This is a genomic window from Pseudomonas sp. 14P_8.1_Bac3 (genome assembly GCF_025466085.1).
In the GTDB taxonomy this organism is placed as follows: domain Bacteria; phylum Pseudomonadota; class Gammaproteobacteria; order Pseudomonadales; family Pseudomonadaceae; genus Aquipseudomonas.
Window position 1 is genome coordinate 298,166 of sequence record NZ_JANLOD010000049.1, and the last position, 24,255, is coordinate 322,420.

Annotated in this window: 23 protein-coding genes and 1 pseudogene; 12 read left to right on the forward strand and 12 right to left on the reverse strand. The window is 63.0% G+C overall.

The features are described from left to right. Positions 1-25: 25 nt before the first annotated feature. The 5 genes from NTD84_RS15650 to NTD84_RS15670 all read right to left on the reverse strand — a co-directional run bounded on the left by NTD84_RS15650 (position 26) and on the right by NTD84_RS15670 (position 4,681). Positions 26-547, reverse strand: coding sequence for a methylamine dehydrogenase light chain (locus NTD84_RS15650; protein WP_218436500.1), 522 nt, complete (start codon positions 545-547; stop codon positions 26-28). 19 nt (positions 548-566) lie between these two features. Next, a complete protein-coding gene (mauD, locus tag NTD84_RS15655) occupies positions 567-1,193 on the reverse strand; it encodes a methylamine dehydrogenase accessory protein MauD (protein ID WP_262167106.1) in 627 nt (208 codons plus the stop codon). 3 nt (positions 1,194-1,196) lie between these two features. Further along, a complete protein-coding gene (locus tag NTD84_RS15660; RefSeq protein WP_262167109.1) occupies positions 1,197-1,736 on the reverse strand; it encodes a MauE/DoxX family redox-associated membrane protein in 540 nt (179 codons plus the stop codon). A 13-nt stretch (positions 1,737-1,749) separates the two neighbouring features. Then, positions 1,750-2,898, reverse strand: coding sequence for an amine dehydrogenase large subunit (locus tag NTD84_RS15665; RefSeq protein ID WP_262167111.1), 1,149 nt, complete (start codon positions 2,896-2,898; stop codon positions 1,750-1,752). A gap of 301 nt (positions 2,899-3,199) precedes the next feature. Beyond that, positions 3,200-4,681 carry an ATP-binding protein gene (locus NTD84_RS15670; protein ID WP_262167113.1) on the reverse strand — a complete coding sequence of 494 codons (1,482 nt, stop codon included), beginning with the start codon at positions 4,679-4,681 and terminating at the stop codon, positions 3,200-3,202. A 331-nt stretch (positions 4,682-5,012) separates the two neighbouring features. On the opposite strand from NTD84_RS15670, the gene NTD84_RS15675 reads away from it, so the two are divergent. The 9 genes from NTD84_RS15675 (at position 5,013) to feaR (ending at position 12,942) form a co-directional block, all read left to right on the forward strand. After that, a complete protein-coding gene (locus NTD84_RS15675) occupies positions 5,013-6,176 on the forward strand; it encodes an acyl-CoA dehydrogenase family protein (RefSeq protein WP_262167115.1) in 1,164 nt (387 codons plus the stop codon). A 25-nt stretch (positions 6,177-6,201) separates the two neighbouring features. Next, complete coding sequence (locus tag NTD84_RS15680) at positions 6,202-6,573, forward strand: hypothetical protein (protein ID WP_262167117.1); 372 nt, start codon at positions 6,202-6,204, stop codon at positions 6,571-6,573. A 3-nt stretch (positions 6,574-6,576) separates the two neighbouring features. Continuing rightward, complete coding sequence (locus NTD84_RS15685) at positions 6,577-7,047, forward strand: nuclear transport factor 2 family protein (RefSeq protein WP_262167120.1); 471 nt, start codon at positions 6,577-6,579, stop codon at positions 7,045-7,047. Continuing rightward, the gene (locus NTD84_RS15690) at positions 7,044-8,192 is read left to right on the forward strand and encodes an amidase (protein ID WP_262167122.1); all 1,149 of its coding nucleotides are present in this window, start codon (positions 7,044-7,046) and stop codon (positions 8,190-8,192) included. Before NTD84_RS15685 ends, NTD84_RS15690 begins: the two co-directional genes overlap by 4 nt. 23 nt (positions 8,193-8,215) lie before the next feature. After that, a complete protein-coding gene (locus tag NTD84_RS15695) occupies positions 8,216-9,499 on the forward strand; it encodes an aromatic ring-hydroxylating oxygenase subunit alpha (protein ID WP_262167125.1) in 1,284 nt (427 codons plus the stop codon). Further along, positions 9,496-9,996, forward strand: a complete 501-nt coding sequence (locus NTD84_RS15700) for an aromatic-ring-hydroxylating dioxygenase subunit beta (RefSeq protein ID WP_262167127.1) — start codon at positions 9,496-9,498, stop codon at positions 9,994-9,996. The genes NTD84_RS15695 and NTD84_RS15700 overlap by 4 nt, the downstream gene beginning before the upstream one ends. 11 nt (positions 9,997-10,007) lie before the next feature. Beyond that, positions 10,008-10,748, forward strand: coding sequence for an SDR family NAD(P)-dependent oxidoreductase (locus tag NTD84_RS15705; RefSeq protein ID WP_262167129.1), 741 nt, complete (start codon positions 10,008-10,010; stop codon positions 10,746-10,748). Positions 10,749-10,920: 172 nt separating this feature from the next. Continuing rightward, positions 10,921-11,868 carry a PDR/VanB family oxidoreductase gene (locus NTD84_RS15710; protein ID WP_262167131.1) on the forward strand — a complete coding sequence of 316 codons (948 nt, stop codon included), beginning with the start codon at positions 10,921-10,923 and terminating at the stop codon, positions 11,866-11,868. A gap of 153 nt (positions 11,869-12,021) precedes the next feature. Then, on the forward strand, positions 12,022-12,942 hold the full coding sequence (feaR, locus tag NTD84_RS15715) for a transcriptional regulator FeaR (RefSeq protein ID WP_262167133.1): 921 nt from the start codon (positions 12,022-12,024) through the stop codon (positions 12,940-12,942). A gap of 97 nt (positions 12,943-13,039) precedes the next feature. On the opposite strand, the gene NTD84_RS15720 is transcribed toward feaR, so the two are convergent. Then, positions 13,040-13,669 (reverse strand): response regulator transcription factor, encoded by a 630-nt coding sequence (locus NTD84_RS15720; RefSeq protein ID WP_262167135.1) that lies wholly within the window; start codon positions 13,667-13,669, stop codon positions 13,040-13,042. A 258-nt stretch (positions 13,670-13,927) separates the two neighbouring features. On the opposite strand from NTD84_RS15720, the gene hpaC reads away from it, so the two are divergent. Beyond that, positions 13,928-14,440, forward strand: a complete 513-nt coding sequence (gene hpaC / locus NTD84_RS15725) for a 4-hydroxyphenylacetate 3-monooxygenase, reductase component (protein WP_262167137.1) — start codon at positions 13,928-13,930, stop codon at positions 14,438-14,440. Positions 14,441-14,565: 125 nt separating this feature from the next. Here the strand turns inward: hpaC and NTD84_RS15730 are convergent, their stop codons facing one another. From NTD84_RS15730 to NTD84_RS15750, 6 genes and pseudogenes are all read right to left on the reverse strand, one after another. After that, on the reverse strand, positions 14,566-15,582 hold the full coding sequence (locus tag NTD84_RS15730; RefSeq protein ID WP_262167139.1) for a phosphotransferase enzyme family protein: 1,017 nt from the start codon (positions 15,580-15,582) through the stop codon (positions 14,566-14,568). A 9-nt stretch (positions 15,583-15,591) separates the two neighbouring features. Next, a complete protein-coding gene (locus NTD84_RS15735) occupies positions 15,592-16,872 on the reverse strand; it encodes an aspartate aminotransferase family protein (protein ID WP_262167141.1) in 1,281 nt (426 codons plus the stop codon). Continuing rightward, positions 16,865-18,187, reverse strand: a complete 1,323-nt coding sequence (locus NTD84_RS15740; protein ID WP_262167143.1) for an APC family permease — start codon at positions 18,185-18,187, stop codon at positions 16,865-16,867. The genes NTD84_RS15735 and NTD84_RS15740 overlap by 8 nt, the downstream gene beginning before the upstream one ends. A 261-nt stretch (positions 18,188-18,448) precedes the next feature. After that, positions 18,449-19,702 carry a methyl-accepting chemotaxis protein gene (locus NTD84_RS30080; protein ID WP_410017361.1) on the reverse strand — a complete coding sequence of 418 codons (1,254 nt, stop codon included), beginning with the start codon at positions 19,700-19,702 and terminating at the stop codon, positions 18,449-18,451. Between the two features lie 144 nt (positions 19,703-19,846). Then, positions 19,847-20,575: pseudogene (locus NTD84_RS30085) on the reverse strand (cache domain-containing protein); the annotation flags it as partial. Between the two features lie 152 nt (positions 20,576-20,727). Further along, the gene (locus NTD84_RS15750; RefSeq protein ID WP_262167147.1) at positions 20,728-22,050 is read right to left on the reverse strand and encodes an alginate export family protein; all 1,323 of its coding nucleotides are present in this window, start codon (positions 22,048-22,050) and stop codon (positions 20,728-20,730) included. 277 nt (positions 22,051-22,327) lie between these two features. Here NTD84_RS15750 and NTD84_RS15755 point away from each other — a divergent pair, with 277 nt between their 5' ends. Then, positions 22,328-22,717 (forward strand): c-type cytochrome, encoded by a 390-nt coding sequence (locus NTD84_RS15755; protein ID WP_262167149.1) that lies wholly within the window; start codon positions 22,328-22,330, stop codon positions 22,715-22,717. A 47-nt stretch (positions 22,718-22,764) separates the two neighbouring features. Further along, the gene (locus NTD84_RS15760; protein ID WP_262167152.1) at positions 22,765-24,255 is read left to right on the forward strand and encodes an aldehyde dehydrogenase family protein; all 1,491 of its coding nucleotides are present in this window, start codon (positions 22,765-22,767) and stop codon (positions 24,253-24,255) included.

Here is a 24,255-nt window from a genome sequence, read left to right on the forward strand (position 1 = left end):
GTGAGCAATCGACGGCAAATGCGCGTTAGACCGCCACGCCACGGATGATCGAAACGGTGCAGTGATAGATGTGCGATTTGGCGGCGAGGCACCAGTTCACATCGTTGTTGTTGAACGGGCGATAGGCCGGTTCTTCACTGTCGTTCCGGGTGCAGGCGCACTGGGCGCAGCTTTGTTTACCGCAGCAATCGTTGTACGAAATGATGTAATCCTTGCCGTCAGCCGGGTTGCGGCAGGTGCCGATCCAGGTGACTTGCGACGCTTCGGTGCCCGGTGGGCAGGACGTCACCGACCCCCCGCAGCAGCTGCACAAAAAGCCGTCGATCGAGCAGTAGCGCCAGTAGTCGCAGCTGTTCGGATCACCCGGGTCGCCGGCCTTCGGGTTGTCCGCGGCCAACGCTTTGCTGGTGCGGTCCAGCGGCAGCAGCAGCGGCAGGGCGGCACCCGCGACCATCAGCGAGCCCATGCGCGACAGCAATTTACGGCGCGAGGTGGTGTCGGCAACACGGCGCGTGGAGCGCTCGAATAACAGATCCAGCAGTTTCATGTAGGTCTCCCTGCCTTAATCAGTGGCTATGGCCGTGGCTGTGGTCATGGGCGTGGTCTTGAGGCTGAGCATTGAGGTACTGCTGCAGCGTGGCGTGCTTCAAGTGTTCAACTTCGAACAGGCTGTCCAGGTGCTCGCGGGAGTTCACCAGGCCTTTGGCGCGCAAGGTGCCGGTCTTGTCGATCAGGGCGGCGTACGGCAGTTTGCCGATCTGGTAGGTCATGCCCACTTCCGGCCCGACCACGTAGGTGGCGTCGTCCAGCTTGTGTTCGCGGATCAGCGCTTGCTGGGCGTCCATGTCGCCGTCGCTGATGAACACCACGTCGAGGCGATCGGCCTGTTCCCTGGCGATCGACTTGATCGCCGGCAGCAGCGATTTACAGATCGGGCAGGTTGGCGAGAGGAAGAACAGCAGTTGCGATTTTTCACCGGCATAGCCGAAGTTCACCGGGCGGCCGTGACGATCAGAGGCCGTGACTTGCGGCGCGGCTTCGTTCACCGCCACGCCCTTGTCGACCATCAGCGCGCCGGCCGGAGCCAGACGACCGTGCAGCACACCAATCTGCCGGACCAGGCCCATGACGACAAACGCCACGGCCACCAGCAGCACCCAGAGCAGAACGTTGGAAACGATTAAGCCTTCCATTGATCACCTACCAATCAGTTTGAGCAGAAGAGGGGAGTTCGCCAGCAAGCCATCGGCTGCGGCGTAAATCAGCAGCGCCACGGCGCTGGCGGCGACGGTGACGAAGCCGTCGAAAAAGCCCAGGTCACGCGCGACCGGCAGGACGCTGGCCAGCAGCGCCAGGCTCACCAGTGCGCTGTTGCGCAGCAGCAGGACCGGGCGCAATGGCTGCGCTTGATCCGGACCGGCACAGCCGCAATCGATGTCGCGACGACCGCGCCACAGGTTGATGCCGATGGCGGCGGCGTACAGCGCGATCAGGCCGGCGGCACTCAGCGCGGCCCATGACCGGCACGCCGGCACCAGCAGCGCAAAGGCGATCGCCAGTTCCACCACCGGGATCACCCGCGCGACGGGCCGCACGACCGCGTCGGGCAGCAGTTGGTAGTCCGCCAGTTGCCTGGCAAAACGTGCCGGCGCGCGCAACTTGTGGGTCGCGGCGCTGGCCAGCAACACCGCGATGGCGAGCGCGCTGGCGATGATGAAGATCGGATCTAAATGCATGGCCGAACCTCGATTAGTAGCTCATGACCTGGGTCGCGGTCTTCGCGACTTTCGGCATGCTGCCGGTGAGTGTGTTGGTCTTCAGGTCGAAAATCTGCAGTCCGCCTTCAACGTCGGCACCCAGCAGTAACGGCTTGTCGTCGCCGGTGGCCTGCATGCTCCACACCGGCACCGGTGCTTCCAGGGTCGCGACTTTCTTGTGGGTTTTCAGATCAAACGCCCAGATCAGCGGGCTTGGGTCTTCCCATTTCATGGGCTCGTGCGCGTCGTGCATCAGCACGTACAAACGATTCAGCTTTGGCGCCACCGCGATCAGCTGCCAGCCACCCGGTGCCCAGCCGGCTTTCTTTTCCTCTTCGCTGGTCAACGTCCAGGACGGCAGGATTTTCGGCGCGTCGGCGGAGAAATCCACCGGGCGCACGGTGCCCGTGGTCGTGGTGAAGTAGTAGGTGTCACCGACGTTTACCGCGCGCTCGACGAGTTTCTCGGCGTTCGGGTCGAAGAATGGGGTGCGGTTGCGCGCGACTTCCTGGCCCTGATCGTTCAGGGTTATGACCTGCAGGCTGCCGTCGCCACACAGCGAGGCGAAGCGGCGATTGCCGATCGGGTAGTTGAGCACGCAACCGGGGATCGCCAGTTCAGCGGTGACGGACTTGGCCTGGGTGTCGACCACGGTGACCGAGGTCGACGGGGTGAAGTTGTAGACGTAGACAAAGCGGTCATCGCCGCTGGTTTTCAGGCCATAGCGCTGGGTCAGCGACTCGGCGCGTTTGTTCGGGATCAGCACTTCCCAGGCCGGCGACAGGGTCGAGCTGTCCCACGCGGTCAACACGTCGGTGCGGGTGCCACGGGTGCCACGCGAGTACCAGATGTCGGCGCTGTACAGCGTTTTCTGGTCGTGGCTGAGCGTCGAAGGCGCTGCGAAACCGGTCGGCACCATGCCGAGCACGCGTTTTTTGTCGGGGTCGACCACGGTGACGCGGCCCGCCACGAAACTTTCGAATTCAACGTCGACGACAAAGGCCCGATGGGCTTCCGGCGGAAATGCCAGAACGGTCTGGCCGATCGTGTCAGCGGGCAGATCCGCGCTGGCATTGTTCAAACCCAGTACCAGCAGGCTGAGACTCAGCGCTGACTGTACGGTGATCCTGGTGGCTCGCATTAGGGGGAACTCCCTGAATTATTGTTCACGCAAATCGCGGGTGCATTGGCAGATTTTTGCAGTTCGATTCTGCCTCGCCGGCCGAGCGGGTGAATTGCTGTGGCTGCCAAGTGTTTGTGTGTCTGTGCCAGTCTTTGAAAACCGGTTCCACACCGCGCGATTACGGCGATTTTCGCCCGTTAAATGACGGACCTGTGGGAGCGGGCTTGCTCGCGAAAGGGGCGTGTCAGGCGACAATGAGGCCACTGATACATCGCTTTCGCGAGCAAGCCCGCTCCCACAGGTGTCACAAGGTCAGGCTTCAGGCGGGACTGGCGAGGGGAAGGGAAAAGGTGAAGACGGCGCCGCAGGGCTCCAGGTTTTGCGCCCAGATGTCGCCGCGATGGCGGCCGATGATGTTTTTGCACAGCGCCAGGCCGATTCCGTTGCCGCTGACCTTGGAGGAGAAGAAGCCGTCGAACAGCTTCTCCTGCGCTTCGGCCTGAATGCCGCGACCCCGGTCTTCAATGCGCACCAGTGCCTCGTCGCCGTCGGTGCTGGCCTGAATGCGCAACACGCGCCGTTCGAACGGCAAATCACTCATCTCTTCAATCGCGTTGAACGCCAGATTAAGGATGACCTGGCCGATCAGCACCTTCTCGCAACTCACCCACAACGGCGCGGGCAGGGTGACGATCTCGACGCGGACCACACTCGGGTCGGCGCGCAGGCTGATGAAATAGCGGGTTTCGCGCAGCAATTCATTGAGGTCGATCCGCTCTTCGCTCTGCTCCAGCTTGACCACGTAATCGCGCACACTCTTGATGATCAGTGATGCGTGCTCGATCTGCCGCACGGCGTTTTGCAAACCCCAGGCAACGCCCTGATCGGCGGTGGGCTCCTTGCCCAGGCGAATCACCGCGCCTTCGATGAAATTGCGCGTGGCCGCCAGCGGTTGACTCAGTTCATGGGCAATCGCCACGGCCATTTCGCCCATGGCGTTGTAGCGGGCCAGGTATTCGAGTTTCTGCTCGCTGACCCGCCGGGCTTCTTCGGCGCGCACCTGTTCGGTGACGTCGCGGAACAGCAGCAGATGGCCGACCAGATCGTCCTCGATTTCAATGAAGCGACACGTCGCCTCATGCCAGCGCCACTCCCCATCGCGACGTTGCACGTGGTAGTGCACGCTGAACGGTGCATGTTCCGGCGTCTCGCGGGCCAGCTGTTGCAGCAGACGCTGACGCGAATCGTCGTCGCACCAGGCCAGGAAGTTTTTGCCGATCAGCACGTGCTCTTCGCTGTGAAGCAGGTGCGCGCCAGAGTCGCTGATAAAGCGGATGTCACCGTCGGGACCCAGCACCGCCACACCCTCGGCCAAATCCTGCATGAACGCCTTGAGCCGACTTTCGAAGCGCTTGAGGTCGCGCTTGACCTTGTCCTCCCGGGAGATGTCGCGGAACTGCACCATCAGCACATCGCGGCCCTCCAGGTGCACCAGGGTAGCGACCGCCTCGGAGAGAATTTCCACCCCCTGCTTGGAGCGATAGCACCATTCGATGGCGCGCTGGCCCGTGCGCGCCGCGCCTTCCAGCCAGCGCAGGCCAACCGAACGGCGGTACTTCGGCGCGTCACGGGTCATGTCCGTAGCCTTCAGCGGCGTCAGTTCCTCCAGAGTAAAACCGAGCGCGTTCAGAGCGGCGGTGTTGGCCCAGAGAATTTCCTTGCTGTGGGCATCGTGAAGAATGATGCACAGCGGCATGGCTTCGATCAGTGCAAAAAAGTCGTTCGGTTTTGGCAAGTACATCGCACGGCCCTTGGCGGCAGAGGGTTGCAGTATGGCGCTTTATACCTGCTCGCACAGGTGGATGCGCTCAGAGGTAACCGGTGGGGTACTAGGGGTTTTCTTTAGCCGGGGGGCGGCACGCACCAATAGTTGCCGCTGATTGCCGTTTCTACACTGGCCTCCAATGCAAGGGGCACGCATCTCCCCTGTAGGAGCGAGCCTGCTCGCGATGAACCCGAGAGCGTTACGGGGTGCCAGGTTCCCCGCGTCATCGTTGACGACCATCGCGAGCATGCTCGCTCCTACAGGTCATGGTGCAGCCCACTAACAATAAGCAAAACGGAGAAAGCCCATGCTGCGCTCAGCTGTCGCGGAGAAAGACCCTCTGCCAGGCGTCGACGAGAAGGTTGTCGACAGCCCGCTATTTCAGCAGGTGCTGGATGAAGTGCGCGCACGTCGCGATGAATTCGACGCCGGCTCCCATGTGCCACGGGACATGATCGAGCGCTTCAAACAGGTGGGCATCTACCGCGCCGCCACGCCGAAACGCTTCGGTGGAGACGCCCTGGCACCGGCGCTGTTTCTGCACATGATCGAACGCATCTCCGAGGCCGACGGCTCCGCAGGCTGGGTCGCCAGCTTCGGCAGCGCTGGCGTCTACCTCGCCGCATTGCCACCGGAAACCCTCGCCGAAATCTACGCCAAAAGTCCCGATCTCGTGTTCGCCGGCGGCCTGTTTCCGTTGCAACCCGCCGAAGCCGTCGAGGGTGGCTGGCAGGTCAACGGCACCTGGAAATTCGCCAGTGGCTGCAAAGGCGCCGACCTGCTCGGCGTTGGCATCGGCGCTGCCGGCGGCAAGCCGCGCACCGCGGTGTTCCGGGCCGATCAGGTCGACATCGTGGAAAACTGGGACGTGGTCGGCCTCAAAGGCACCGGCAGCCACGACCTGCGTGTGACCGATAAAAAAGTCGACGAGCGCTGGACCTTCATCCGTGGCGGCGCTTCGACCATCGACGAACCGCTGTTCCGCTACCCGTCGATCGCTTACGCCGCGCAGGTGCTGGCCGTGGTCAACCTCGGCCTGGCCCGCGCGGCGCTCGATGAAGTCAGCCGCATGGCCGCGGGCAGCGGCATCACCGGCGCGCCGAAAATGGCCGACCGCGCTTATGTGCGCATCGAGATCGCCAAGGCCGAAGCCCGACTCGCCGCCGCCCGTAGCTTTTTCTACGGCTCGACCGAACAGGTGTGGCATTCGATTCTGGCCGGCAACCCGGTCACGGCCGAACAGACCAGCCTGTTGCGCCTGTCCGCGATCCATGTGTCCCAGGCCGGCGCAGCCGTGGTGCAGAGCGCCTACAGCCTCGCCGGAACCACCGCGATCTATCTGCGCCATCCGTTGCAGCGTTACCTGCGCGACTCGATGGTGGTGACCCAACACGCCTTCCTCAGCGAAGGCCTGTACGACGGCGCCGGCTCGGTGTTCCTCGGCGTGCCGCCATTCCCTGGCTACATCTGAACCCTCTCTTCAAGGATCGACACCCATGTCCCAAACCACTCAAGAACCGTTGCGCGTCGTCTTCTGCATCGGCATCACCCAGAATTTTTTCGACCTGCCGACCGGCGAAGGCCTGAGCGTGTGGAAGGGCTTCAGCCAGATGATGGGCTCGCTCGGCGCCATGCCCGGCATCACCGTGCTCGGCGCGATGGACGATGACCGGCTGATGGTCGGCCCCTCGACCACCTCGCCGTGGACCGTCTACATCATGGCCGACGTCGATTGCCACCAGTCGGTGATCGACGCCTGCAACCTGTTCCGTACCACGCCGGTGAACGAATACAGCCTGTGGCGCTACGCCAAGGTCGAAGCGCGCATCGGTCGCCCGCTGACCATCCCCGATGCGGCCAAGGTGTAAACCATGAACGAGGCCTTGTTGCAGCGTCTTGCGACGCTCGAAGGGGAGAGCCAGGTGCGCCGCCTGATGGCGCGCTACATGGACCTGTGCGACGTACCGCGGGCAGTCACCCACGTCAGCGAACTGGCCGAATTGTTCTGCAGCGATGCGATCTGGGAAGGCATCGGCAGCCAGACCGCGCAGACCTTCGGCCAGCACCGCGGACGTGACGCGGTGGCGGCGTTCGTCGGCAGCTACTTGCCGCCGTCGGAACACTTTCGCCTGAACCTGCATTACCTCACCAGCGAGTCGATCGTGGTCGACGGCAGCACGGCCCGGGGCCAATGGATCATGCAGCAGATCTCCACCTACGCCGATGGGCGCAGCGAGTTGTTCGGCACGCGCCTGAACATCGATTTTCGCTGTGTCGACGGTGCCTGGCTGATCGCGCATTTCCGTACGCAACGCTTGTTCAATACGGAGCTGGTCGCATGAGTACGTTTATCAGCGAATTTTTGCTCGGTGGCAGCGGCAAGCGCGTGGCGATCAAGGATTCGATCGACATCGCCGGGCACCCGACACGCTCGGGCAGCCGCGCTTTTGCCGAAGCCGAGCCAGCGGCGCGCAATGCCGACGTAGTGGATGCCATCCTCAAGGCCGGCTGGCAAATCGTCGGCAAGACCAACATGCACGAGCTGGCCTTCGGCGTCACCGGGATCAACGACTGGACCGGCACGCCGATCAACCCGCAGGCGCCTAACCGGGTTCCGGGCGGCTCTTCCAGCGGTTCGGCCGCGGCGGTCGCTGCCGGTCTGGCCGACATCGCCATCGGCACTGACACCGGCGGTTCGGTTCGCGTACCGGCGGCGTGCTGCGGGATCGCCGGGCTGAAACCGACGTACGGGCGAGTCAGCCGGGTCGGCGCGCATCCGGCCGAATCCAGTCTCGATTGCGTCGGCCCGTTTGCCGCCGACATGGCCGACCTGATCGCCGCGATGCAGGTGATCTGCCCCGGCTTTCAAGCGCAAGGTTTGCCGTCGAGCAACGCATTGGTGGGCTTCCTTGACGTCGATTGCGACGCGCATTTGCACGCCAGCCTCGGCGCCGCTGCCGACCGCGCAGGCTGGCGTCGCAGCAACCTGCGCCTGAGCGAATTCGAAGCTGCATTCGCCGCCGGCCTGACCGTGATCAACTTTGAAAACTGGGCCGCCTTCGGCCACCTCACCGGCAAAGGCCTGATCGGCGCGGATGTCGAGCAACGCCTGCTGGCCGCCAGCCGCACCAGCGCCGCTGACCTGGCGCAAGCCGAGAAAATTCGCACGCGCTTCAGCCAACAGGTGGATGCCGCGCTGGAAGACTTCGCGGTGCTGCTGTTGCCGACGATGCCCAGCCTGCCACCGACACTGATCGAGGCCCGCAGCGCGAGCAAAGCCGTGGCCGGCATGACCCCGCTGGTGCGGCCGTTCAACCTCAGCGGCCATCCGGCGCTGACGGTGCCGGTGGAACTGGATTGCGGCGGGCTGAAAGTCGGCCTGCAGATTGTCGGCCGCAAAGGTCAGGACGAACAGGTCTGCGCTTTCGGTGCACAACTGCAACAGAGCATGGCCGGTGAACCGTCCGGCTCTAAAAAGAAATCATAAAAAGAAGCCATGAGGAGAACCGCATGAGCACTCATGAATACCGGCTGATCGCATCGTCGAAAAGCCCGGAAGAACTGGTCAGTCACGACCGCGTCGACGTGTCGCTGTACAACGATCCGGCGCTGTTCGAAGCCGAGCTGGAAAAGATTTTCTACCGCACCTGGGTCTGGGTTGCGCACGAAAGCGAAGTGCGCAACAGCGGCGACTTCAAGACCGCGACCATCGGCCGTCGTCCGGTGATTGTGGTGCGCGACAAGAAGAACACCATCAACGTCCTGGAAAACCGCTGCCGCCACCGTGGCGCCACCGTGTGCGAGAAGCACAAGGGCAACGCCACCGGTTTCACCTGCCCGTACCACAGCTGGTCGTATGGCCTGGACGGCAAACTGCGTGCGCTGCCGTACCCGGATGGCTACGAAGGCATTCTCGAAAAGTCCGAACTGCCGCTCACCAGCCTGCGCGTCGAAAGCTACGCCGGCATGGTGTTCGCCAGCTACAACGACGAGATCGAGCCGTTGGAGGACTTCCTCGGCGGTGCGAAACACTGGATGGACCTGTTCATGAAGCAGGGCGCCGGTTACCCGATCAAGACCCAGGGCGAACACAAGTTCAGCTTCAAGGGCAACTGGAAGATCCAGCTGGAAAACACCACCGACGGTTATCACTTTCCGATCGTGCACAAGTCGTTCATGTCGTCGGTGGATGAAGAAACCTCGGAAATGCTTTCGTTCATGACCGACGAACAAGCGGTCACCCATTCATTGGGCAACGGCCACAGCGTGATGGTGATGGTGCCGGAACACGTCGATCTGGATCACGACGACGGCACCGAACAGTTGCAGGAGCGCTTCGCTCACGTGACGCAAGAGCTGTCGAAAACCATGCCGCCGGAACAGGTTCGCCGCATCGTGCGTTCGCTGCACGGCGCCGGTTTCAACCTGAACCTGTTCCCCAACGTCGCAATGTCGATGTCGTTTTTCCGCGTGCTGCGGCCAGTCTCGGTGACGGAAACCGAGATCCGCCATGTCGCCCTCGGCATGGACGGCGGCCCGGAAATCGCCAACCGCGAGCGGATGCGCATTCACGAGCACTTCCAGGGGCCATTCGGTTTCGGCAGCCCGGACGATGCCGAGGCCTGGGACCGTGTGCAGCGCGGCTCCTACGCCGGCGTCGATGCGCCGATCCTGGTCAACCGCGGCCTCAATCGCGAAATCATTGCCGAAAACGGCGACAAGGTGTCCCACGCCACCGACGAAGGCGGCATGCGCGGTGCCTATGACATGTGGAAAAGGATGATGAGCCAATGAGCAATCACGACTCCCTGAACGGTTTTTCCGGTCCGCTGGCCCAGGCCATCGAATTCATCTGGCGCGAAGCCGAACTGCTCGATCACAAGCAATACGCGGAATGGGCGACGTTGTGGAGCGACAACGGCAAGTACATCGTGCCGATCGACCCGGACACCGAAGACTTCGAAGCCACGCTCAACTACGCCTACGACGATGCACGCATGCGTGACTTGCGCATCGAACGCCTGACCGCCGGCTACTCGCCGTCGGCAGTGGACGCGGCGAAAACCATCCGCACCGTCTCGCGGTTCCGTTTGGTGGAAGCGGCCGGCGACATCGTCGAAGTCAATTCCGCGCAGTTGCTGTACGCCTATAAGCGCGGCGTGCACACGCCATTCGTGGCCGACTTGAACCACCGCATTCGCTTCACCGACGGCGTGCCGACGCTGGAGCGCAAGGTCGTGCGCCTGATCAACTCTACCGACAGCCTGAGCGCGCTCGGCTTCCTGCTGTGAGGGCCTTGACCATGAACCGAGTAGCCTTGGTGACCGGCGCTTCGCGCGGTCTTGGCGAATGCATCGCCCGTCGCTTGCATGCGGCGGGGTATCGCGTGGCGCTGGCGGATGTGCACCTCGATGGCGTGCAGCGTCTGGCGCAAGAACTGGATGGCAGCGGCGTGAGTGCCGTCGCCATCGAACTGGATGTGCGCAACAAAACCGACTTTGTCCGCGCCCGTGATCTGCTCGCCGAGCGTTGGGGCGGGACTGACATTCTGGTGAACAACGCCGGCGTGTCGAAAGTCGCGGCGCTGATGGACATCACCCCGGAGGAGTTCGACGAATCGATGGCGATCAACCTGCGTGGCACATTTGTCGCGTGCCAGGTGTTCGGCGCGCACTTTGCCGAGCGCGGGTTTGGTCGCATCGTCAACATCGCTTCGCTGGCCGGGCAGAACGGCGGTACGGCCACGGGGGCGCATTACGCGGCAGCCAAGGGCGGTGTGGCGACGCTGACCAAGGTCTTCGCCCGTGAACTGACGCCGAAGGGCGTGACGGTCAATAGCGTCTCGCCGGGGCCGCTGGATTTGCCGGTGGTGCGCGAGAGCGTGGCGCCGGAGCGTCTGGAGCAGATTCTGCAGATGATCCCGGCGGGCACGCTGGGTGATCCCGCGTTCATCGCTGACAGCGTCTTGCTGTTGATCGCCGATAACGCCACGTCGGTCACCGGCGCGTGCCTGGACATCAACGGCGGCCTGTTCATGCGCTAAATGCCGAACAACCCCTGTAGGAGCGGGCTTGCTGGCGATGTCACGCTCATCGGCGATGCAAGGCTCAAGGCCGCTATCGCCAGCAAGCTGGCTCCTACAGAGATCTGTCGCATAAACACAGGGCACCCACGGGTGTCGTGACAACAAAAACAACCGTATTTCGGGTGATGCAATGATGAAGGTGAAGATCGAAAGGATCGTCGACGAAGCGCTGGATATCCGTTCCTTTCGCCTCGTGCGCAGTGACGGCCAGCCGCTCGACACCTATGAGCCCGGTGCCCACGTCGACCTGACCGGGCCGACCGGAGTGACTCGCCAGTATTCGCTGTGCAGTCCGCCGCAGGACCGTCGCGCGTACCTGGTGGCGGTGAAGAAAGAAGCGCAGTCCCGTGGTGGTTCGGCGGCGCTGCATGAGGTGGAAGAGGGCATGGAGTTGGAAATGGGTGCACCGCGCAACCTGTTCCGCCTCGACCCGGCGGCCTCCGAGCACGTGCTGTGCGCCGCGGGGATCGGCGTTACGCCGCTGCTGAGCATGGCCTATCGGCTGACGGAAACCGGCCAGCCGTGGCGCTTGCATTATTTCGCCCGTTCGCCGCAATACGCCGCGTTTGCCGAGTTGCTGGCGAGCACCTTCGCCGGGCACGTGCAGTTTCACTACGGTGTCGAGCCGGGTGACATGGACGCCGCGTTGAGTGACTGCCTCGGCCAGGCAAGCAGTGCCGCCCACGTGTACACCTGCGGCCCGGCGCCGTTCATGAACAAAGTGGTGGAAGTGGCGGCGCGCAGTCGTTCCGACGAGGCCATCCACCTCGAACACTTCCAGGCGGATCCGGCAGCGAATGCCGGCCCGAGCGGCAGTTTCGAAGTGGAGCTGGCCAGCTCCGGCGTGGTGCTCCAGGTGCCGGCCGACACCCGTCTGGTCGACGTCTTGCAGGCCCACGGTTGTGACATCGACACCGAATGCCGCGAAGGCATCTGTGGTACCTGCATCGTCGACGTGCTGGACGGCGTGCCGGAGCACCGCGACAACTGCCTGTCGAACAAGGAGAAGGCGTCCAACAAACAGATTTGCGCCTGCGTCTCCCGTGCGGTTTCCGCTCGTCTGGTATTGGACATCTAACGCAAAGGAAGGCTGGCCAGCCAGCGCCGGAGCCTGTTGAATAGCGCTCCGGCGGCCGTCAAGGGAGGAGACAGCCAGGGATGTCTTATTTGCCGAACCGCTCGACGAAGCGGTCGAAAAATAACAATAAAACATGCGTGAGGCTTTGCAGTGATGATGACTTCTTCGGCGGTTCGCAACGAGGCGTTCGAAAGCTGGCTGAGCCAGGTCAACCAGGCCTGTGGGCGTTTCGATGCCCGGGCCCTGGATACGGATTTCTACGGGGAGCTCGCGGAATACCGCAGCGGCGCGATCAACCTCAGTGTCGTCGACATGGCGCACGTGCACCTTTACCGCACCAGCAAAGACGTCAGCGTCAGCAGCGACGGCCATTACTACGCGGTGTTCCAGATGCGCGGCAGTTCGCAGCTGGAGCAGGGCGACAATCGCGCGCAACTCGGCGCCGGTGACATCGCCTTGATCGACGCCTGTCGTCCTAGTGACATGACCTACAACGACGATTCCCGGCAGTTGTCGCTGATTTTGCCTCGCCAGGTGGTGGAGCGTGGCTCGCACTTCAACGCGGTCAACTGCGCCACGCGGATCGGCGCGAACTCGCCGCTGGCGGCGATGGCCAACAAACTGGTGCTGGACACCCGGCAGCAGGAAGGCCTGGACATGCAGGAAAGCGAGGCGGTGCTCGATGCGCTGGTCAGCCTGCTGTTGCCGGGGATCAGTGCTCGCGACAATGGGGGCGATGCCCACGAGCGGCAGTTTCGCAAGATCATCGCCTACATCGACGACCACATCAGCGCCGAAGAACTGTGCCCCGAGCTGATTGCCCGGGAAGTGGGGATTTCAGTGCGCGGCTTGTACCGGATGTTCTCCAAGCGGGGCTTGGTCGTGGCGCAATACATCAAGCACCGGCGTCTGGACTTCTGCGCGGAAAACCTGCGGCGCTCGCACGTGGAACAGAAACTGTCGGCGCTGTGTTACGCCTGGGGGTTCTCGGATTCCAGCTACTTCTCGTCGGCATTCAAATCGCGCTTCGGCGTTTCCCCGGGCGCCTACCGCAAGCGCTATAGCCAGATCTGATACCGCGTGTCAGCCACGCCGCCAGCCCTGCAGGAGCCAGCATGCTGGCGATGGCGGCCTCGGGCTCACCGAATGACTCTTCCAGGCCACAACCACCTCAATGCCGCGCCGGCTCTTCCATCGGCAAATGCAGCACCTCTCTCACCAGCATCGCGATGCTCGTCACGCCCATCTTTTCCTTGATCTTGGTCCGGTGCACATCGACGGTTTTCACGCTGATGTTCAGCTCCCGCGCGATGACTTTGCTCGCTTTGCCATCGATCACCAGCATCAACACTTCCCGCTCGCGGCTGGTGAGCAGGGCCAGTTTGCCCTGCAACTGCTGGCGCTGTTCCTGATCGGCCTGGGCATGCACGGCGGTTTTCAGTGCGGCCTGGATACGGTCGATCATCTGCTGCGGGTTGTACGGCTTTTCGACGAAATCCAGCGCGCCGTTCTTCATCGCCGTCACCGACATCGGAATGTCGCCATGCGCCGACACGAAGATCGTCGGCAGGGTGCTGCCGCGCTGGTTGAGGATTTCCTGCAGCTGAAAGCCGCTGGTCTCCGGCATGCGCACGTCCAGCACCAGGCACGCCGGCTGCCTGGGGTCGTATTGGCTCAGGAACTCTTCGGCGCCGGCAAAACACTGCGCCTGCACACTGACCGACTCCAGCAACCAGGCCAGCGAGGTGCGCAAGTCTTTGTCGTCATCAACGATATAAACAATCGGTTTGCGGGTTTCCATCAGGGACTGCCACGAGAATTTCTATTTATTGTTTTCGCACGCGTGCACGCTGCGGCGGACATCGGCGCCCAGGTGAGCGCCAATGAGCAGGATACCCACTGCAGCCAGCCCTGACGATAAAGAAACCACCTAGTCGACTAGCGGAAAGCCCACCTCGCCATGGGGATCGTCAGAATGGTTGCGCGCCATGCCGGGCCTTAGTCTTGTTCCATCACAGGGCCGCGCAACGACGGTCCTCCAGAAGGAAGGGGCACCGACATGGCCGACCTGAGCCAGCAGCAAATCGACTTTCGCAACGCCATGGCGCAGCTGCCGGCGGCGGTGAACATCATCACCACCAACGGCCCTGGCGGACGCTGCGGGATCACCGCCAGCGCGGTGTGTTCGGTGACGGACTCGCCGCCCACCGTGCTGGTCTGCGTCAACCGCAACAGCGCCACCCACGACGTGTTCCGCACCAACGGCCGACTGTGCGTCAACGTGCTGTGCGGCGAGCAGGAAGAGCTGGCCCGACACTTCGCCGGCATGACGAAAGTGTCGATGGAAGAACGGTTCGCCTGGGACCTGTGGGACGGTGGCGACACCGGCGTGCCGGTGCTGCGTAACGCGCTCGTTCAGCTGGAAGGACGGATCAGCGAGTGCAAGGAAGTGGGGTCGCACTCGGTGATGTTTGTTGAGTTGTCGAAGGTCGGCGTGCGTGGGGAAGGGGACAGCCTGGTGTATTTCAACCGGTTGTTTCATCGTTTGGAGCATGCGGCGGCGGCTTGCTGAAATGCCGCGTTAAGGATCTCGCGAGCAAGCCCGCTCCCACAGGCGCTGCGTCGTTCTCGGATGCCGTGAACGCCACAAACACTGTGGGAGCGGGCTTGCCCGCGAAGGCGGCCTGCCAGGCAGCGCTATTGTTGAAGGTAATCCCGCGCCAACCGGCATGCCCGCTCAACCAGCATCGGCGCCATTTCGATGGCGGTCGGCGTGCCCTGGCGGGTATGAATCCAGCCCAGGTACGTGGTGCCGCGTAGCATCAGAAACAGCGCCAACGTGTTGCGATCCGCCGCGGTCAACGGCTTGACCGCGTCGTAACCATGCAGCAGCGCCGCCTCGATCTGCGCATAACGCGGATCGTCCAGGCAGAAATACAACGCAGTTGCCAGTTCGAACATGTGCCAGCCGAACCCTGCATCGTCGAAGTCGATCAACCGCAACTGCGGACCCTCGATCAGCAGGTTCTCTGGCACGAGATCGGCGTGGATCATGCCGAAGTTACTCAAGTGACGACCATACTGACGCAGGTCGCGACGCGCCACGCGTCGGGCCTCCTGCAACACTGACCGCTGCTCGCCACTCAGTTGCTCAAGCTCCCAGAACCGTCCCCAGAACGGATTGGCGCCGATCAAACCGTCCTCGTCCCAGGCGTGCCGGACGAACTCATCCGGCTGCTGCCAGTCTGCCGCATGCAAGTGAATCCGCGCCGCGATCGCCCCCGCTTCGGCAAACAGAAAATCAATTTCCGTGTCCGCCTGTACGCCGGCTTCCGAAGTGCCCGCCGTCGCCCCAGGCAGCCAGGCGAGCATGTCGACATGCCGCGCTTCACCGATGTCAGCGTGGATCACCTCGATCAGGTGGCGCTCGTCTCGCGCCCGGATAATCTGCGGCACGGTGATGCCGGCGCTGGCCAGCGCCTCCATCCATTGCAGTTCGGAACGCAACGCTGCCTCGCAGTGATAGCCATTGCGATGGATGCGCAGGGCGACACGCTGGCCGTCTTCGCGGCGTGCGGAGAACACCGCGTTCTCGCGGAATTTCACCAGTTCAATTTCGCCAAATGTGCCGTCCCAGTGCTGCAGGGCATGACGGGCGAGGTCGTGCAGTTTGGCGACTTGCTGGTCGTGGCTCAGGGTGTGGAAATCAGTCATGGCATGGCCTCAGAGGGCGCTCAGGGCGCTGTCCAGTGTGTCAACGAAGAGGTCGGCGTGTTCGCGGCTGAACACCAGCGGCGGCCGCAGTTTGAGAATGTTGTCGCCGGCGCCGATCTTGCTGATCAGCACGCCGCGTTCGCGCATGTCGTTCACCACCCGCCGCGCTTCCGTCCCGGCGGGCTCCTTGCTGGCGTGGTCGCGTACCAGCTCCATGGCGAAGAACAAACCCTTGCCGCGCACATCACCGATGATCGAATGCTTGCTCGCCAGCGCTTGCAGCCGCTGTTGCACATAGCCGCCAACCGTCAGTGCGTTGCGCAACAACTGCTGCTCTTCAATCACATCGAGGACCGCCATGCCGACGGCCGCCGCCACCGGCGAGCCGCCGAACGTGTTGAAGTACATCGCGCTGCGTCCGAATGATTCGACCAGCGCTTTGCGGGTGACCAGGCCGGCGAGGGGATAGCCGTTGCCCATGGGTTTGCCGAGGGTGACGATGTCCGGCACCACGCCGTGGGCCTGATGCCCCCACAGGTGCTCGCCGGTGCGACCGAATCCGGATTGCACTTCATCGGCAATGAACAACCCACCCGCTGCGCGAATCAGCCCGGCTGCCTGGTTGACGAAACCGGCGGGCACCCGTGGCAACCCTTCGTTGGCAAACAGCGTGTCGATCAGCAGCGCGGCTGGACGAATGCCCTGGGCTTGCATTGAGGCGATGGCGGCCTTGATGTTGGCGACATACTCCTCCAGCAGTTGCGCCTCGCTGGTGCCGGCCGGCGCCCGGTACAGGCACGGGATTGGCACTGCCCGGGCATGGGCGGCAAACGGCTCCGGCGACGGCAGTGCGGTGGTGACTTCGGCCAGGGACGCTGAGTTGCCGTGGTAGTTGTAGTCACTGACGATGATGCCGGTGCCGCCACTGGCGAAGCGCGCCAGGCGCAGGGCAAGTTCGTTGGCTTCGCTGCCGGTGCAGGTGAACATCACCGTGTCCAGCGGTTCGGCGAAGGTAGCGGTCAGGCGCTCGGCGTAACGCACCACGTGCTCATCGAGGTAGCGCGTGTGGATGTTCAGCGTCAGCGCCTGGCGGTGCATGGCGTCGACAACGTGCGCATTGCAGTGGCCGACGCAGGGCACGTTGTTGTAGACGTCGAGGTAGCGGCGGCCGTCGACGTCGTACAACCAGACGCCTTCACCGCGAACCAGGTGCAGCGGTTTGTCGTAGAACAGCGGCGAAGCGCTGCCGAGCACGCGATGGCGGCGTTGCAACAAAGTGTCTTCAGGCATGGTCTGGAACCTCGGTGTCGTCGCTGCGGCCTTGCAGACGGGCGCGCAGCAGGAAGTTGAAAATGCACAGGACGAAGGTCACCGCGAGGGCGATCAGCATCATCAGGTCGAGTTGGAAACAGGCGGCGATCACCACCAACGTCAGGGCCAGGCCCAGCCAGGCAATCACGCTGCCGCCGGCGAGACGGAATGGGCGCGGCAGGTCCGGCTGGCTGCTTTTGATCCGCAGGTAGGCGCCGAAAATGAACAGGTAGCAGACGTTGAGCAGCAGCACGACCGCGAGCATCACGGTGGCCGGGTCGACGGCGGACAGCGGCAGGCCGATAGCGCCGATCAGCAACAAGGCCGGGAACGGCGTGCCGCGTTTTCCGGTCTTGCCCAGCCACTGCGGGAACAAACCGTCGCGAGCCATGGCGAACAGCTGTCGCGACGCGGCGTACACCAGCGAGAAGAAGGTAGCGATCAGGCCGAACACACCACCGCAACCAATCACCTTGGCCAGCCACGAACCGTCGCCGAAGGCGCTGTTGCCGGACATCGCCGCGTAAAGCGGATCGCCCGCCGACCCCACCAGTTCTACACCGCCAGCACCCGGTGCGCAGACCAGCACCACCAACGCGGTAACCAGCAGGGTGCCGATGGCCGCAAGAATGCCGCGGGGCATGGTGCGACCGGGGTTTTCGGCTTCCTCCGCCGCCGAGCCGGTTTGCTCCACGGTGATGAACAGCCAGATCGCGAAGGGTACGCAGGCGAAAATCCCGGCGAGGCTGACGGGGCTGGTGACATTGGCCGGCAATCTCAGCAAGTTGGCCAGTTCGACATGGGGCGCCATGGCCACGCCGAAGGTGAGCAGGGCAACGACCGCGATCACTCCGGCAATGAACGTCAGGCCCATGGCCTCACCGACACCGCGCAGGTGAATGCCAATGATCACTGCAAACAGCGCGATCTTCACCGGCCAGCCGCCGAAGCCGAAAATCGATTCGGTGTAGGCACATATGAACGTCGCCGCTGCACCGGTGCCGACGGTCAGCGCCAGGGCACAGGCGACGCCCACCAGGTAACCCACGAACGGCCCGAATGCGCTTTGCGCATACACGAACACACCGCCGGCACTCGGCAGCGCCGTGGACAGCTCGGCCACGCACAACGCCAGGCCACCGCACAGCAGCGCCATCAACAGCGTGGCGATCAGCATGTTCAACCAGCCGCCGGCCATCAGCCCGAAATTCCAGCCGGAGAACTGCCCGGCCACCACCAACGCAATACCGAGGCCGGCAATCTTTGGCCAGCCCAACGCACTTTTCTTAAGCACAGAAGTCTCCCGCGACCCGAAGGCCGATTTGTTGTTTTTGGGGTTAGAAGGGATCGGTTTTGATACTACGCGCGGTGGGTGGAGGGGCTTGTTCGCGCGTGTGCCATCCGGTTGGTTGTGGGTGCCAGATTTGGTAGGGAGAGGTGGGCAGAACTACCGCGCAATCGTTCTTCGCGGGCAAGCCCGCTCCCACAGTTGAAAACGCATGCCCCTGTGGGAGCGGGCTTGCCCGCGAAAGCGATCGGTCAGGCACCACCCCTCTCAGATGCGAAAGCTACCCACCAACTGATTAAGCCGCGCAGCCTCGCGCTCCAGCTCGGTGCACGCGCGCAAGGTCGATTGCAGGTTTTCCACTCCTTGCTGGTTCAGCGTGTTGATCTCGGTGATGTCGACGTTCAACGCCTCGACCACCGATGTCTGCTCCTCAGTCGCGGCAGCGACCGACTGGTTGACGTTGTCGATCTCGCCGATGCGCAGGGTCACGCTGCCCAGGCGCTTGCCGGCGAGGTTGGCGATGTTGACGCTTTCCTCGCTGTGTTGCTGGCTCTCGGTCATGGTGGTCACCGATTCACGCGCGCCGACCTGCAGCTCTTCAATCATCTGCTGAATCTCCGCCGCCGAGGTCTGGGTGCGCCCGGCCAGGCTGCGCACTTCATCGGCGACCACCGCAAAGCCACGGCCCGCTTCACCGGCCCGGGCGGCTTCAATCGCGGCGTTGAGCGCCAGCAGGTTGGTCTGCTGGGAGATGCCCTTGATCACTTCGAGGATCTGCCCGATGTTCACGGTCTTGGTGTTCAGCACCTCGATGTTGACGCACGATGCACTGATCTTGCCGGACAGCTCGTTCATCACCTGAATCGTCCGCTCCACCACCTGCCGCCCATCTTCGGCCTGTTGCCGCGCGGCGGAGGCTTGCTGTGACGCATCGGAGGCATTACTGGCGATTTCCTGGGCGGCGGCCCCGAGTTCGTTGATCGCCGCGGCAACGCTATTGGTGCGGGTCGATTGTTCGTCGAAATTGCTCAGCGACGAATTCGACGCCAGCAGCACGCGCTTGGCTCCTTCATTGACCCCCAGCGCCGCCGAAGACACTTCACGGATCGAGTGATGAATGCGCTCGACAAAGCGGTTGAACGCCGTGGCCAGTTGACCGATTTCATCCCTTGATTGCACGGCCAGGCGACGGGTCAGATCGCCTTCGCCGAGGGAGATGTCTTCCATGACCCGCGTCAGCAATTGCAGCGGCCGGGTGATGCGATACGCCGCGTACCAGATCAGCGCCAGTCCCAGCAGGGCCGAGCCGCCGCCCAAGAACAATTCCAGCGCGGTGCTTTGCACGCCCTGGGCGTCGAGTTGCTGTTGCAGGGTGGTGACCGGCGCGAGCAGCACGTCCTGCGGTACGCCCACCAGCACACCCCACGGCGCGGAACCGGTGATAGGTGCCAGCGGTTCGAGGACCTTGATTTGCTGAAGGTCGACGAACACCTTCGGCTGGCCCTGGCGCAGCGAGTCCATGACGGCGGGGTTATCCAGCGGTTGACCGAGGCGACTGATGTCCTGGCTGTCGGCGGAAATCACCCCGCGCGGGCTGACGATGCTGATCTGGCCGTTGCCATCGAACAGTTCACGCGCGCTGGCTGCACTGTTTTGCTGCAGGGCGGCAAGGTTGATGTCGAGGCCGACCACGGCAATGACTTTGCCGTTGTCCATCAGCGGAAACGCGACGCTGGTCACCAGTTTGCGGCTGCCCGAGGCCTCATCGAAATACGGCTCCAGCACGCAGGCCTGACGGGTGTCCCTGGCGCAGGTATAGAAGGCGTTGTACGGTGCGCCGCTGGGACCGGGCGAGGTGTTGGCGAGCAGCGCTTCGTCGCCGATCACCGCTTGCAGTTCGCCGGGCTTGCTTTGCACCCAATACAAGGAAAATCGCCCGGTTTCGTTACTGCCCATGGCGGCCTGATCGACGAAAGCCGAGTCGGCGCCATCGAGGGCATCGGGTTCGAAAATGACATAAAGCCCGAGCAGGTCGGGCTTGTCGATCAGGGCCTGTTGCAGCTGGGTGCTCAGCTCCTGGCGCAGTTGCGGACGGGTCAGATGGCCCTGTTGTTGAAGCTGCCTGAGGTAGAGCAGGTAGCGCGCCAGCCCCTGGCCATATTCGTGCGTCTGCATAAAGGTGCGTTGCACCTGCATCGCTTGCACTTTGCCCAGCGCCTGCATGTGTTCACGAGCGGCGTTGGCCAGCATGTCGCTGCTGGCCCGGGCCACTTGCTGACTGCTCTGATGGGTCTGGTACAGCGACAACCCCATCAGCAAGCCCACCACCAACAGCAGGCAGAGGCCTGCGAGCAGGGCGATCTTGCTCTGGATCGTGAGGAATTTACTGTGCATTGGAAAAGCCTTTTTCCTGGAGGCGAACCCGATCCCTTGTAGGAGCGAGCTTGCTCGCGATGGCGGCCGGAACACCAGCAGGATTCAGGCAGTCCGGGTTTTCGTTCACGTCCATCGCGAGCAAGCTCGCTCCTACAGGGATCGCGTGGGGCTTAGAACGTCGTGGCGAAAATCACCTGGCTGTAGAGGTTCTTGTCGTTGTTGCCCAACTGCGTTCCGCCCTGATCGGCGCTCTTGTCCGGCTGGAACAGACCGATCAACGGCATGATGCTCAGGTGCTCGTTGACGTGCCATTCGGCGTAGAGGTCGGCCTCGTGGCCATCGGCGTTGCCCAGGTTGCGGTCGATGGTGTCGAAGTTGAAGTACATCGCGCCGACGGTCAGGTTCTCCAGCGGCGAGACCGTGAACTTGACTTGCTGGATGCGTGCGTTCGAGTTGAACGGGCCGGCGTAGTTGCCCGCCACTTCACCCTGGAACCAGGTGCCGAAGCCACGGCTGAAACCGTAGAACAGCGTGTCGTAACCTTCCGAGAAACGGCTGTAGCGGTAACTGACATACGGTGCCCAGGCCACGTCGGAAAAGGTCCAGCCGGCTTCCAGGTACCAGGCGTCTTCGGTCGAGGTGTGCGGTTTGTCCTGCTTGGCGTATTCGCCGGAAAGGAACAGGTCCTTGAACCCGGCGTTACCGGTGGCGCGCAGGCTGTAGGTCTTCATGCCGTCGCGTTCGGTTTGAATCGGCGAGGCGTATTGCTCGTCGACATCGGTGGTGTCGATGTAGGTCAAGCCAACGGTGCCGACGTCGGACACATGCTCCAGGGTGCCGACATACATCTCGGTCTTGGCCTGGGCACGGTTGTCGGATTTCAACCACATCAGGTCGCCACGCCAGCCTTCCTTGCCACCGATGCGCAACACGGCTGTCTCGTCGAACGCCTTGCGCGCGGCCAGCCAGTAGGCGCCGCCACGGTTGAACTCGCCATCGGCCAGGCCCTTGCCCATGTTCAGCGCGTCGCCATCGATCAGGAAGCCGTCGCCCACCACGATGTTCTGTCGGCCGAAGGACAGGTCGATACCGTCAGCCCCCAGCACCGGAAACAGATCTTTCGAACGCCAGCCGAGGTAGGCGTCTTCGAATTTGGTGGTGCGCTCCGAACCGTCGCTGAAACCCGCGGCATCGCCGTCGCCCCAGCTGCCGGAGCTGAGCAGATTCGCTGCGCCATACGCAGTGCCCGCGCCGCCCAGGCCCTTGTCGAAGGCCAGGCCATATTTGATGTAGCCCTCGCGCCACGACGAGGAGCCTTCGTTGAGACGACCCGAGAGCGCGTAGTTTTCCTGGCTGTGGAAAATGCCGAATACCGCTTCCAGCGTGGCGTTCAGGTGACTGTCGTCATCGGCATAGAGTTCGTAGGCGCTGGCCTGGCCAGCGCTGATCATCAGCGCGAGGGTAGAGAGGCGAAGCAAGGGGGACTTGAGCATGGTGTGGCATCCGTTCTTGTTCTTGATCGCAGGTTTGCGGTCTTTTTCGATACTAAGGCGCGGAACTTTCCCGGCCTTTTGTGTGGTTGCCAAAGAGTTGGCTGTGCTTGCCAAAAAGCCCGGTTTGGCAGCCTCGCCAATACGACTGGCACGCAGGGCAAAACCCACGCGCCACTGACCGTCGACAATCCGTCGCAACCCTGCCGATGCTCCGCTGCGTCGGCATTCCCGTGTTAGCGCTCAACTGACGAGCGCGGATTTTCAAGGTCGTTTCCCTATGGTCACCTCGCTGCGCTTGCCCCTCATCGGTCTGCTCTCACTCACCCTGGCGCACACCGCGCTGGCCGCCGACTGCGCGCCCGATCAGGGCCATGGCGCCCAGGTCTTTGCCAATGAATGCGCGGTCTGCCACTCGGTGACTAAAGGCACGACGGGAATGATGGGACCGAACCTGGCGGGTGTGGTCGGACGCAAATCCGGCTCGCTGGAAGGCTTCAACTATTCCCAGGCGATGCGCACCAAGGACATCACCTGGCAGGCCGAGACCATCGCGCAACTCATCACCCAGCCCCAGGCCTTCGTGCCGGGGACCTACATGCCTTACATGGGCCTGGCCTCGGCGGACGACCGTCAGGCGGTCGCGTGTTTCCTCAAAGAACAACAGTAATCAACCGGTATTCCGGCTGAACAACGCGTCTGAACCAAAGGTGATTTATGAGCAACGTTGAAATCCTGCCGCAGGTTGCTGCATTTCTGGACCGCCGCCATGGCTGCTTCATCGACGGCGAATGGGTGTTCGCCGAGGGGCAGACCATTGCCGTGGTCAACCCGGCGACCGGACAAACTCTGTGCGAAACCCTCGACGCGCCGCTGGCAGTGGTCGAGCAAGCCGTGCAGTCGTCCCATAAGGCTTTCAAGTCCGGGGTCTGGTCGGGTTTGCGCCCGGCGGACCGCGAACGCATCCTGCTGAACTTCACCCGTCTGGTTGAAGCGCACGCCGAAGAACTGGCGCAGCTGGAAACCCTGAGCCAGGGCAAGTCGATCAACATGGCCCGTGCGCTGGACTTGAATGCCACCGTGGAGTTCATGCGCTACATGTCCGGTTGGGCGACCAAGATCGAAGGGCAGACCTTCGACGTGTCGATCCCGCTGCCACCGGGCGCGAAGTTCACCGCGTTCACCAAGCGCGAGCCAGTCGGTGTCGTTGTCGGGATCGTGCCGTGGAATTTTCCGCTGCTGATCGCCGCCTGGAAGCTGATGCCGGCGCTGGCCACCGGCTGCACCGTCATCATCAAACCCGCGATGGAAACCCCGTTGACCGCCATGCGCCTGGCTGAACTGGCGCTGGAAGCGGGCATTCCGGCGGGCGTGTTCAACGTCGTGACCGGCGGCGGTGCTTCGGTGGGCGGCGTGCTGACGGCGCACCCGCTGGTGAGCAAGGTGTCCTTCACCGGCTCCACGGCGGTGGGCAAAAGCGTCGGCGTGGCGTGCATGGAAAACATGACGCGGTTCTCGCTGGAGCTGGGCGGCAAGAACCCGATGATCGTGCTCGCCGATGCCGACATCGAAAAAGCGGTGCAGGGCGCGATCCTCGGCGGCCTGCTGAACAACGGTCAGGTCTGCGCCGCGGCGTCGCGCTTCTACGTGCATCGCTCGATCCACGATCAGTTCGTCGAAGCACTCGCCGCTGCAGTTTCGGCGATGCCGATCGGCGCGGGCATGAACGGTGACGCGGCGATCAACCCGCTGGTGTCGCGCAAACAGCAGCAAAGCGTGCTGAAACACATCGAGCTGGCTCGCCGCGAAGGCGCGCGTGTGGTGTCCGGTGGCGAGTTGCTGGAAGGCGAGGGCTTCTATGTGCAGCCGACGATTCTGGCAGACATCGACCACAGCATGGCGGTGGCGCGTGAAGAGGTGTTCGGGCCGGTGCTGGGGGTGATGCCGTTCGATGACGAAGACGCGGTGATCGCCCTGGCCAACGACAACCGTTACGGCCTGGCCGCCAGCCTGTGGACCAACGACCTCGGCAAAGCCATGAACCTGGTGCCGCGCATCGAAGCCGGCACCGTTTGGGTCAACGCTCACGTGCTGCTCGACCCGGCGATGCCATTTGGTGGCGTCAAGCAGTCCGGTATGGGCCGCGAGTTCGGACGTGCGGTGATCGAGGCCTACACCGAGCTGAAATCAGTGTGCATCGCCCACTGA

Excerpts from the sequence above, each read along its gene's own strand:
- NTD84_RS15680 (WP_262167117.1), top strand. The coding sequence starts at position 6,202 with ATGTCCCAAACCACTCAAGAACCGTTGCGCGTCGTCTTCTGCATCGGC.
- NTD84_RS15710 (WP_262167131.1), top strand. The coding sequence starts at position 10,921 with ATGATGAAGGTGAAGATCGAAAGGATCGTCGACGAAGCGCTGGATATC.
- NTD84_RS15720 (WP_262167135.1), bottom strand. The coding sequence starts at position 13,669 with ATGGAAACCCGCAAACCGATTGTTTATATCGTTGATGACGACAAAGAC.
- NTD84_RS15760 (WP_262167152.1), top strand. The coding sequence starts at position 22,765 with ATGAGCAACGTTGAAATCCTGCCGCAGGTTGCTGCATTTCTGGACCGC.
- NTD84_RS15755 (WP_262167149.1), top strand. The coding sequence starts at position 22,328 with ATGGTCACCTCGCTGCGCTTGCCCCTCATCGGTCTGCTCTCACTCACC.
- NTD84_RS15665 (WP_262167111.1), bottom strand. The coding sequence starts at position 2,898 with ATGCGAGCCACCAGGATCACCGTACAGTCAGCGCTGAGTCTCAGCCTG.
- NTD84_RS15660 (WP_262167109.1), bottom strand. The coding sequence starts at position 1,736 with ATGCATTTAGATCCGATCTTCATCATCGCCAGCGCGCTCGCCATCGCG.
- NTD84_RS15685 (WP_262167120.1), top strand. The coding sequence starts at position 6,577 with ATGAACGAGGCCTTGTTGCAGCGTCTTGCGACGCTCGAAGGGGAGAGC.
- NTD84_RS15705 (WP_262167129.1), top strand. The coding sequence starts at position 10,008 with ATGAACCGAGTAGCCTTGGTGACCGGCGCTTCGCGCGGTCTTGGCGAA.
- hpaC (WP_262167137.1), top strand. The coding sequence starts at position 13,928 with ATGGCCGACCTGAGCCAGCAGCAAATCGACTTTCGCAACGCCATGGCG.
- NTD84_RS15690 (WP_262167122.1), top strand. The coding sequence starts at position 7,044 with ATGAGTACGTTTATCAGCGAATTTTTGCTCGGTGGCAGCGGCAAGCGC.
- NTD84_RS15735 (WP_262167141.1), bottom strand. The coding sequence starts at position 16,872 with ATGCCTGAAGACACTTTGTTGCAACGCCGCCATCGCGTGCTCGGCAGC.
- mauD (WP_262167106.1), bottom strand. The coding sequence starts at position 1,193 with ATGGAAGGCTTAATCGTTTCCAACGTTCTGCTCTGGGTGCTGCTGGTG.
- NTD84_RS15730 (WP_262167139.1), bottom strand. The coding sequence starts at position 15,582 with ATGACTGATTTCCACACCCTGAGCCACGACCAGCAAGTCGCCAAACTG.
- NTD84_RS15675 (WP_262167115.1), top strand. The coding sequence starts at position 5,013 with ATGCTGCGCTCAGCTGTCGCGGAGAAAGACCCTCTGCCAGGCGTCGAC.
- NTD84_RS15695 (WP_262167125.1), top strand. The coding sequence starts at position 8,216 with ATGAGCACTCATGAATACCGGCTGATCGCATCGTCGAAAAGCCCGGAA.
- NTD84_RS15700 (WP_262167127.1), top strand. The coding sequence starts at position 9,496 with ATGAGCAATCACGACTCCCTGAACGGTTTTTCCGGTCCGCTGGCCCAG.
- feaR (WP_262167133.1), top strand. The coding sequence starts at position 12,022 with ATGATGACTTCTTCGGCGGTTCGCAACGAGGCGTTCGAAAGCTGGCTG.
- NTD84_RS15670 (WP_262167113.1), bottom strand. The coding sequence starts at position 4,681 with ATGTACTTGCCAAAACCGAACGACTTTTTTGCACTGATCGAAGCCATG.
- NTD84_RS30080 (WP_410017361.1), bottom strand. The coding sequence starts at position 19,702 with ATGGACTCGCTGCGCCAGGGCCAGCCGAAGGTGTTCGTCGACCTTCAG.
- NTD84_RS15650 (WP_218436500.1), bottom strand. The coding sequence starts at position 547 with ATGAAACTGCTGGATCTGTTATTCGAGCGCTCCACGCGCCGTGTTGCC.
- NTD84_RS15750 (WP_262167147.1), bottom strand. The coding sequence starts at position 22,050 with ATGCTCAAGTCCCCCTTGCTTCGCCTCTCTACCCTCGCGCTGATGATC.